General features: G+C 60.9%; 8 protein-coding genes. 4 read left to right on the top strand and 4 right to left on the bottom strand.

Going from position 1 to position 7,562, the window contains the following annotated elements; genetic code table 11:
- Positions 1–29 precede the first annotated feature (29 nt).
- Positions 30–1,481: a L,D-transpeptidase family protein gene (locus A8V01_RS06710; protein ID WP_103095163.1), complete on the top strand. Its 1,452-nt coding sequence runs from the start codon at positions 30–32 to the stop codon at positions 1,479–1,481.
- A 178-nt stretch (positions 1,482–1,659) separates the two neighbouring features.
- On the opposite strand, the gene A8V01_RS06715 is transcribed toward A8V01_RS06710, so the two are convergent.
- Positions 1,660–2,106, bottom strand: coding sequence for a ferritin-like domain-containing protein (locus tag A8V01_RS06715; RefSeq protein WP_103095164.1), 447 nt, complete (start codon positions 2,104–2,106; stop codon positions 1,660–1,662).
- Between the two features lie 433 nt (positions 2,107–2,539).
- Between A8V01_RS06715 and A8V01_RS06720 the strand changes: the two genes are divergently transcribed.
- Together A8V01_RS06720 and A8V01_RS28500 are read left to right on the top strand one after the other, a co-directional pair.
- Complete coding sequence (locus A8V01_RS06720; RefSeq protein WP_036528184.1) at positions 2,540–3,433, top strand: SDR family oxidoreductase; 894 nt, start codon at positions 2,540–2,542, stop codon at positions 3,431–3,433.
- 238 nt (positions 3,434–3,671) lie between these two features.
- Positions 3,672–3,809 carry a response regulator gene (locus A8V01_RS28500; RefSeq protein ID WP_170065850.1) on the top strand — a complete coding sequence of 46 codons (138 nt, stop codon included), beginning with the start codon at positions 3,672–3,674 and terminating at the stop codon, positions 3,807–3,809.
- Between the two features lie 293 nt (positions 3,810–4,102).
- Here the strand turns inward: A8V01_RS28500 and A8V01_RS06725 are convergent, their stop codons facing one another.
- Complete coding sequence (locus A8V01_RS06725; protein WP_103095150.1) at positions 4,103–4,834, bottom strand: Crp/Fnr family transcriptional regulator; 732 nt, start codon at positions 4,832–4,834, stop codon at positions 4,103–4,105.
- A 338-nt stretch (positions 4,835–5,172) separates the two neighbouring features.
- Between A8V01_RS06725 and A8V01_RS29135 the strand changes: the two genes are divergently transcribed.
- Positions 5,173–5,472 carry an alginate export family protein gene (locus A8V01_RS29135; RefSeq protein ID WP_245892357.1) on the top strand — a complete coding sequence of 100 codons (300 nt, stop codon included), beginning with the start codon at positions 5,173–5,175 and terminating at the stop codon, positions 5,470–5,472.
- Positions 5,473–5,617: 145 nt separating this feature from the next.
- Here the strand turns inward: A8V01_RS29135 and pgi are convergent, their stop codons facing one another.
- A complete protein-coding gene (pgi, locus tag A8V01_RS06735; protein ID WP_103095151.1) occupies positions 5,618–7,153 on the bottom strand; it encodes a glucose-6-phosphate isomerase in 1,536 nt (511 codons plus the stop codon).
- A gap of 40 nt (positions 7,154–7,193) precedes the next feature.
- Positions 7,194–7,562: hypothetical protein (locus A8V01_RS28505; RefSeq protein WP_211294969.1), on the bottom strand; the 369-nt coding region annotated here is incomplete at its 5' end.

Here is a 7,562-nt window from a genome sequence, read left to right on the forward strand (position 1 = left end):
TGTCGTACGGGTCTTACCAGGAGATCCGTGTGCATAGAACTGTGATCGCTTGCTCGTTGCTGGCCCTAACGGTCGCGCTTCCCGCGTGCCATTCGAAGCCTGACAATACGTCCCAGACAACCGAAGCGCCGCCGATCAACATTGACCAGGTGCGCTGGAATGATGGGGCTGTCCGGCAGTTGCGCGATGCAATCGGCCGCCGTGCTGCGCATGGCCTCGACCGGGTGCGGTTCGCTGTGGATGGCCAGCCCGGCAATGCCGAAGGCGATCGCGCCCTGACGCAAAGCGCGTTGCGTTACGCCTCGGCGCTAGCCCGCGGGGCGTCAGATCCTGCCAAGCTCTATGACGTCTATACCGTCACCCGGCCCAATCCGAACCTGCTGAATGGTCTGGGTGCAGCTCTCAAGGAAGGTCATCTGGACAAATGGCTCGATGGGCTGGCTCCGCAGGACGACGGCTACCGCGCGCTGTCCAGGTCCTATCTCGCGCTGCGCAAGCAAGGCAGCGCGCCCGCCTCCACGATCCCCGACAAGGGCGAGCCGCTGAAGCCTGGCGCCACTGACGCGCGGGTTCCCGCGATCACGCGCCAGCTTGTCGCCTCCGACTACCTCGATCGCTCTGCTGTGCAGGGAAACACCTACAACCCCACTATGGTCCGCGCGGTGCAGCGCATGCAGGCTGACTACGGAATCAAGCCGGATGGCGTCATCGGCGCTGACGCTCTCGAAATCCTCAACCTGTCGGACGCGGATCGGGCCCGGACGATGGCGGTGGCGATGGAGCGGTTGCGCTGGCTCGACCGCAGTCCTGCCCCTACGCGCATCGACGTGAACGTTGCCGCGGGACGCCTTCTCTACTGGCGCGACGGTAAGGTCGCCGACAGCCGCAAAGTGGTCGTCGGTGAGCCTGAGAACGAGACACCCCAGTTGGGATCGCCGATCTATCGCCTCGTCGCCAACCCAACGTGGACAGTGCCGCGCTCGATCCAGAACAAGGAGATCGCCGGCAAGGGGAGCGCCTACCTTGAGCGCAATAACATGGCATGGAAGGATGGCTGGGTTGTCCAGCAGCCTGGACCGAAAAATTCACTCGGCCTCGTGAAGTTCGACATGAAGAACGATCACCAGATCTACCTGCACGACACGCCCGCCAAGCAGCTCTTCCAGGAGGTCCAGCGTCAGCGCAGTCACGGCTGCGTGCGCGTAGAAGATGCTCTAGGGTTCGCCGAGATGCTTGCGAAGGACGAAGGCGTACTCGACGAATGGCACAAAGCTCGTGCGACCGGCGAGGAGACGTTCGTCAAGCTGCCGCGCGAGATTCCCGTGAGGTTGCTCTACCAGACTGTGGTGCTCGGTGAGGATGGTGAGCCCGTTATCCGCTCTGACCCCTATGGCTGGAATGACCCCGTGGCCGCTGCCCTGGGCTTTTCGTCGCGTCAAGGTTATCGCCTGCGCACCTCTGAGAGCGACGTAGGGCCTTAAGCTACTTTCGAAAACGGGTCGCCCTCATGCGGATGTTGGCGATCTACCCTACTGGGCGATTGTGCGTTTCTCGTCGTCTGGAGCTTCATTCTCTCCCGGCATGAACGACTCAGAAACCGCCAACAAGCCTTCGTCCAGATGTATAAAGGCCGCCCATAACGGGGCGGCCTTAATCTTGTCATGCAATGCTGTGCTTCAACGCGCTCATTTTATCGTGACCTTCTTTGACGGATACGAACGCCTTTTCTACGACGGAGCGCGAAGACGGTTCCAGCTCACTGTCGCGCAGCGCCTCTTCGAACTTGGCTTTGATGTGGTCTTCACCACGCTCGACTTCCTGGATGATCGCTTTGTCGTCTTTGCCAGTAATAGCCTGCTTCAGGTCCATAAACGTGCGGTGAGCGGCGGCGAGGAAGCTGCTGTCGTCCTCAGGGGTTCCGCCCAATCGGCGAACTTCGGCCTGAAGGTCGCTGGCCGCCGCGCTGCGGTCCCGTGCGAACTCAGCGAACATCGTAGCGAACTGGGTGCTCTCAGCATCCTTGGCAGCGTCCTCATAGCCCTTCATGCTATCGAGGGTCGTTTTGATCAGGCCGTTGAGCGTTGAGATCGTGGTTTGCGTGGTCATGATGTTATCCTTCTTGAGAGTTGCTTCAACCATCAGCCGGCAAACTTGATCCCTTCGAAGCGAAACATCCTATAGCCTGGCTCTGATGCGACGGTCGGCGACACCTTGATCGGACAGTTGCTACTGTTGAACGGGACCCACCTGCAGCCTTAATGGATGACTCCGTTAATCCAGAGTTGCCGTATCAAATTACCCCGCATCGATAAGTGACAAGGTGTGGTGGGCCAATTCGGAACTGTCAGCCTCGTGACAGGGCCAGCAGCACGCCGTTCATGAACAACGGGTATTCTTGTCGGGCAGCGTCTGCCGAGGAACGCCCTGGCGCATCTTTGGCGCCGGACTTGATGAGATATGGAACCAGGCACATCGCGGCTGTTTTGGTTCTTGCCCGCCCGCTTCCGAGAGCGGGCCCATCCAAATGACAGGAGCGTTCATGACCGACCGCCTCGCACTGCAAGATCCTCGCACACAGTATCCGCAGCCCCCGTTTCCAGAACAGCCGCAGACGGCGCCCGGCGTTGCTGCGGAAATGGACCCCAAGCCTGATCATGGCGAGGACAGCTATGTCGGGGCCGGCAAGCTCAAAGGACGAAAGGCTCTCATCACAGGGGGCGATTCCGGTATCGGGCGTGCTGCTGCAATCGCTTACGCGCGCGAAGGTGCAGATGTCGCCATTGCCTACCTGCCTGACGAGGAAAAGGACGCGAAGGAAGTCCTTGCCCTCATCGAAGCTGAAGGCCGCAAAGCCGTGGCTTTGCCCGGCGATATTACCGACGAGGCCTGGAGCAAGCAGCTGGTCGAGGACGCAGTGAGCGGACTTGGCGGCCTGGATATCCTGGTCATCAATGCCGGTCGCCAGCAATTTCGCGAGAGCGTTGCCGAGGTCAGTTCGCAGGATTTCGACAAGACCCTCAAGACAAATCTCTACGCATTGCACTGGATTGCCCAGGCTGCCGTTCCTCACCTTCCCGCGGGCGCATCAGTCATAACGACGGCGTCGGTTCAGGCCTATGAGCCGTCCGATATTCTGCTGGACTATGCCACGACCAAGGCGGGCATCGTCGCCTATACAAAGGCACTTGCAAAACAATTGATCGAAAAAGGCATTCGGGCCAACGTCGTGGCCCCTGGTCCGTTCTGGACTGTGCTCCAGCCTAGTGGTGGTCAACCTCAGGAAAAGGTCGCCAAGTTTGGCGAGCAGAGCCAGTTCGGTCGTCCCGGGCAGCCGGTCGAAATTGCGCCCGTTTACGTGCTCCTCGCTTCGCAGGAGGCCAGTTACATCACGGGAGAAGTCTATGGCGTGACCGGCGGCGCCGGCATCGCTTAAGATATCCTGGCGGCCCGGCCCTTCGCCGGGTCGCCAGTTCGGAACTTGTGACTGATACCGAATACGAGACGCACGTCGGGTGTCGCGGAATCGAGCCTGGTCACACATTGCACATCGAGTTGAGTCATCTCTTCGATCCGCCACGAAAGCGACAAGGCGGCGCTGGCCATCGTCGCCGCACCATGCCGGGTATCGGGAACTTGCCGATCGGGCGCAAGCCATTCTTCCCGACGTCACGATGATCTACATCACGGGATACACCCGCAACGCTGCGGTTCATAACAGTCAGCTCGATCCCGGCACCGAATTCCTCGCAAAGCCATTTGGCATTGACCGGTTGGCCGCCAAGGTACGGGCTGTGCCGGACCAGACCTAAAACGCAGTGGGCCCGAAACCCGCTCGAATGTCAGCTATCCTTATGGTTCGGCGGCGAACCGGACATTCGTCTTTCGGCCCGCATTGGCGCGAACTCTTCGGCGGCACTGCGTCGATCTGTGGAGCTCCGATAACCGAATTGCGATCCTAAGATATTGCCCTTGTAGCTGCATAAGGACGGCGACCCTTCCGTAACCAGCGTTTCATGCCGGACAGGAATGGCGCACCGGTTCCAGTTGGCTGGAGAGACGCAGCCTGGACGGCATCGCCAAAGCCCCAAGGCGTACACAGTGTTTAGAGAGCGATCTGGGCAAGCCAATCAGGTCCGTGAATCCATTGTCGTTCAGGCAACTCTGACAGCCGACGCAGGGCTGCTAGGTCGCTGAGAATTACAGTTGATCCTCTTCGCTTTATCAACCCCTGCTGGTCCAGACTCCGCATAATCCGGTTCACATGCACGCTCGTCAGACCAAGTATGTCCGCCAGATCTGCCTGCGTGAAAGGCCAATCGACCACGCCGCACTCTCGTCCGATATGTACGAGGCGATCATGCACGTGGAGAAGCAATACGGCAAAGCGTTTGATAGCAGGCATTCGACCTAATGACGCCAAGCGTTCCATAAGGAATATTCGCTCTTGCTGAGCGCTAATGAAGAGGCTTGCCGCCAACGAAGGGGCCTCTTTGAAGATCCTGCCAATGGCGCTCAATGGCATTGACCGTATTGTTACGTCCGTCATTCCGACAAGCGTTTCGGCTGCAGTCTCCATCGCGAGGCTCGGCGCACCCAGCACGTCGCCAGGGGTGTGCAATTTGACGATCTGACGCTCTCCGCCTCTTAAATCAAAGCAGCTAACCGCCCAGCCCGAGGAGAGCAGGAAGATTTCCTGTACAGGATCACCCTGCGTCCGAATGTCTCTGCGACGCGAGATGCGTTTTTCGGGCCCAAACAAACTGCGGAAAAGCGCCAGATCGTTGGCATTCAGTCCCGCAAACTCTGTCAAGCGCTGCATCGGTATGTCAGACATCCCACCCCCAATATTCGGCCAATAGAGCGCGGTGCTGGCGCCACTTTAACAGATGTTACGAAGGCCCACCCGAAACAATCAAGGCCGGAGAAACGGCAAAAAATAGAAAGTGATACCCGCAGCCGATGTCGCCAGGAGTGTCCGCGCAAGCTTTATCCATGCCGACCGGGGCTACACCTTCCAGGGCATCTGGAAACCGCGCCTCTCCGTGGGGTTCGACCGGGCCAGCGGCGACACGCTCGGAGGCTCCTATGACCGGTTCGACACACTTGTTCGGAATGCGGTAGGCCGACCTTGCCTCGGCGGGTCTCTATAATTCCATCGCGCGCACCAACCTGATGACACCCAATGTCCGCAGCGAAGCGACACTGAGCAAGCGGCTTGGCTGGTTCGCGGTCTATCGGGCGATATGCCTTGCATCGGGTGAGGACGGCTTTTCCCCGACCGGCGTGCGCGACGCATCGGAACCATCCGGGAATTTCGTCCGCCATCAATCCGAAGCAAACGTACGTTACTGGGTTGTGCCGCAGCGCCTGCGGTTCGAGTTTGACGGCTTGATCCTTGCCAAAGGGCGTTTCCTTCGCGACGCGCCAATGCGCCGTTCGGACGATGGACGCGCTATGCCTCTTTCAATCTAACCGCATCTTTTTGAAGGAGACTGTTCACTCTTCGCGAATGGCGGATAATCGAGGGAGCAACATTCGAAGCGGAACTTCTCCTTACGGCCAATCGCGGCCAAGGCCAGATTAAAGGTGCTCCAAATTTAGTTTGCTCCCGGTGAACTCACACGATCCCCGCCAGCGCCAGCAGCGCCGTGGTAGACGGATCGAACTGCGTGCTGCCCGCCTCGATCTGCTTGGCGATCTCCTTGCCAAGCTCGACGCCGAACTGGTCGAACGGATTGATGCCCAGTAGCACGGCGTTGGCGAAGGTGCGATGCTCGTGGAATGCCACCAGCGCGCCGAAGGTGGCGGGCGTCAGGTCGTCGACCAGAATCGTCGCGGAGGGACGGTCGCCCGGATAGGCGCGCGCCGGATCGTCGCTGTGCTTGCCCGCCATCAGCGCCGCGCCCTGCGCGAAGCAGTTCGACAGCAGCATGCGGTGATGGTCGAAGGCCAGGTCGTGGCCGGGCGCGATCGAGGCGATGAAGTCGACGGGCACGAGGTTGGTGCCCTGATGGAGCAGCTGGAACACCGCATGCTGCGCGTCGGTGCCGACGCCGCCCCAGGTGATCGGCGCGGTGTTGCCGTCCATGGGCTTGCCGTCGAAGGTCACCTGCTTGCCGTTCGATTCCATCTCCAGTTGCTGGAGATAGTCGGGCAGCAGCGCCATGCGCTCGTCATAGGCGAAGACCGCGCGGGTCTGGCAACCGCGCAGGCGGGTGTAGTACTGGTCGGCGAAAGCGGCGCGCAGCGGCAGGTTCGCAAGGCCATCGGTATCGCGGAAATGCACGTCCATCGCCGCCGCCCCGTCGAGGAACTCGGCAAAGTCCGGCCAGCCCAGCGCCATCGCGACGGGGAAGCCGATCGAGGACCACAGCGAGTAACGCCCTCCCACGCTTTCCGAAAACGGCAGGATGCGCGTTTCGTCGACGCCCCACTCCATCGCCTTTTCCGGCGCGGCCGTAAGCGCGACGACGCGGCCATAGGGATCCTCGACACCGTTCTCGCGCAGCCAGATCAGCACGCTGTCGGCGTTGGTCATCGTCTCGATGGTGGTGAAGGTCTTGGAGGCGACCGCCAGCATCGTGGTGGCCGGATCGCACTTCGCAAACGCCTGCTCCAGCGCGCAGCCGTCGATGTTGGAGACAACGTGCACCTCCACCATTGCGCCTCCACCTGGTCCATTGGTACGCGCCAGCGCATCGATCGCCAACGCGGGCCCAAGCGCCGAGCCGCCGATGCCGACGTGGATCAGGTGCTTGACCTTGCCCATGGCGCCGCGGTGGATGGCCTCGACGATGGCGGCCATGCGATGATGGTTCTCGGCCGCGAGCCGGACGCTCGCCTCGCTGCCAACGCCGCGCTGGGCGGTGTGCTCGGCGGCGCGGCCTTCGGTCGGATTGACGATCTCGCCCGCGAACAGCGCGGCCCGGCGACCGGCGAAGTCCTGCGCCTCGGCCAGTTCCTCTAAGGCGGCAACATGCGCGGCATCGAGGTGCGTCTTCGACCAGTCGAACAGGATACCGGGAGCACCATCCTCCTCATGCAGAGCGAAACGCGTAGCAAACGTGTCGAGGCGACCGGAGTCTGCATCGAAAAGCTGCTTCAGGGTGGGCTTGTCGAGACCCTGCAGCTTGTTCCACGCCGCGTTGTTCAATGTCTTTCCTCTTCGATAAGTTTTGCGAGGGTGGGGATGGTCAGTGCGTTCGGGGCAATACGGCCTGGCCGTTCGAACATGCGACCGATCCCGCTTCGCCCACCACTTGCACGGGCGCGGAGCAGGCGATGCGCACGTTTCCGTGGGCGCCGCTGAACTGAACCTGTGTGCTGGCTCCCATCGTGAGATGGGCGGTGACCTTCGCCAGCGAGTCGACCAGGGCCACGCCTGAGCGGCGGACATAGCTTGCGTCCACGACCGTGATTTCGTCAGGGGCTGTGTTTCCATCGCTGCGCATGGGGTGGCTGACAGCCAGGATGTAGGCGTCGGTGTCGATCCCGGCCATCGTGGCATTGGCATTGCGATGGCGAAGTCGTCCGTCCGCCAGAAGGTTGAAGTAAACCTCGGT

It is taken from the genome of Novosphingobium guangzhouense (genome assembly GCF_002896965.1).
Taxonomy (GTDB): domain Bacteria; phylum Pseudomonadota; class Alphaproteobacteria; order Sphingomonadales; family Sphingomonadaceae; genus Novosphingobium; species Novosphingobium guangzhouense.

Excerpts from the sequence above, each read along its gene's own strand:
- A8V01_RS28500 (WP_170065850.1), top strand. The coding sequence starts at position 3,672 with ATGATCTACATCACGGGATACACCCGCAACGCTGCGGTTCATAACAGT.
- A8V01_RS06715 (WP_103095164.1), bottom strand. The coding sequence starts at position 2,106 with ATGACCACGCAAACCACGATCTCAACGCTCAACGGCCTGATCAAAACG.
- A8V01_RS29135 (WP_245892357.1), top strand. The coding sequence starts at position 5,173 with ATGACACCCAATGTCCGCAGCGAAGCGACACTGAGCAAGCGGCTTGGC.
- A8V01_RS06725 (WP_103095150.1), bottom strand. The coding sequence starts at position 4,834 with ATGTCTGACATACCGATGCAGCGCTTGACAGAGTTTGCGGGACTGAAT.
- A8V01_RS06720 (WP_036528184.1), top strand. The coding sequence starts at position 2,540 with ATGACCGACCGCCTCGCACTGCAAGATCCTCGCACACAGTATCCGCAG.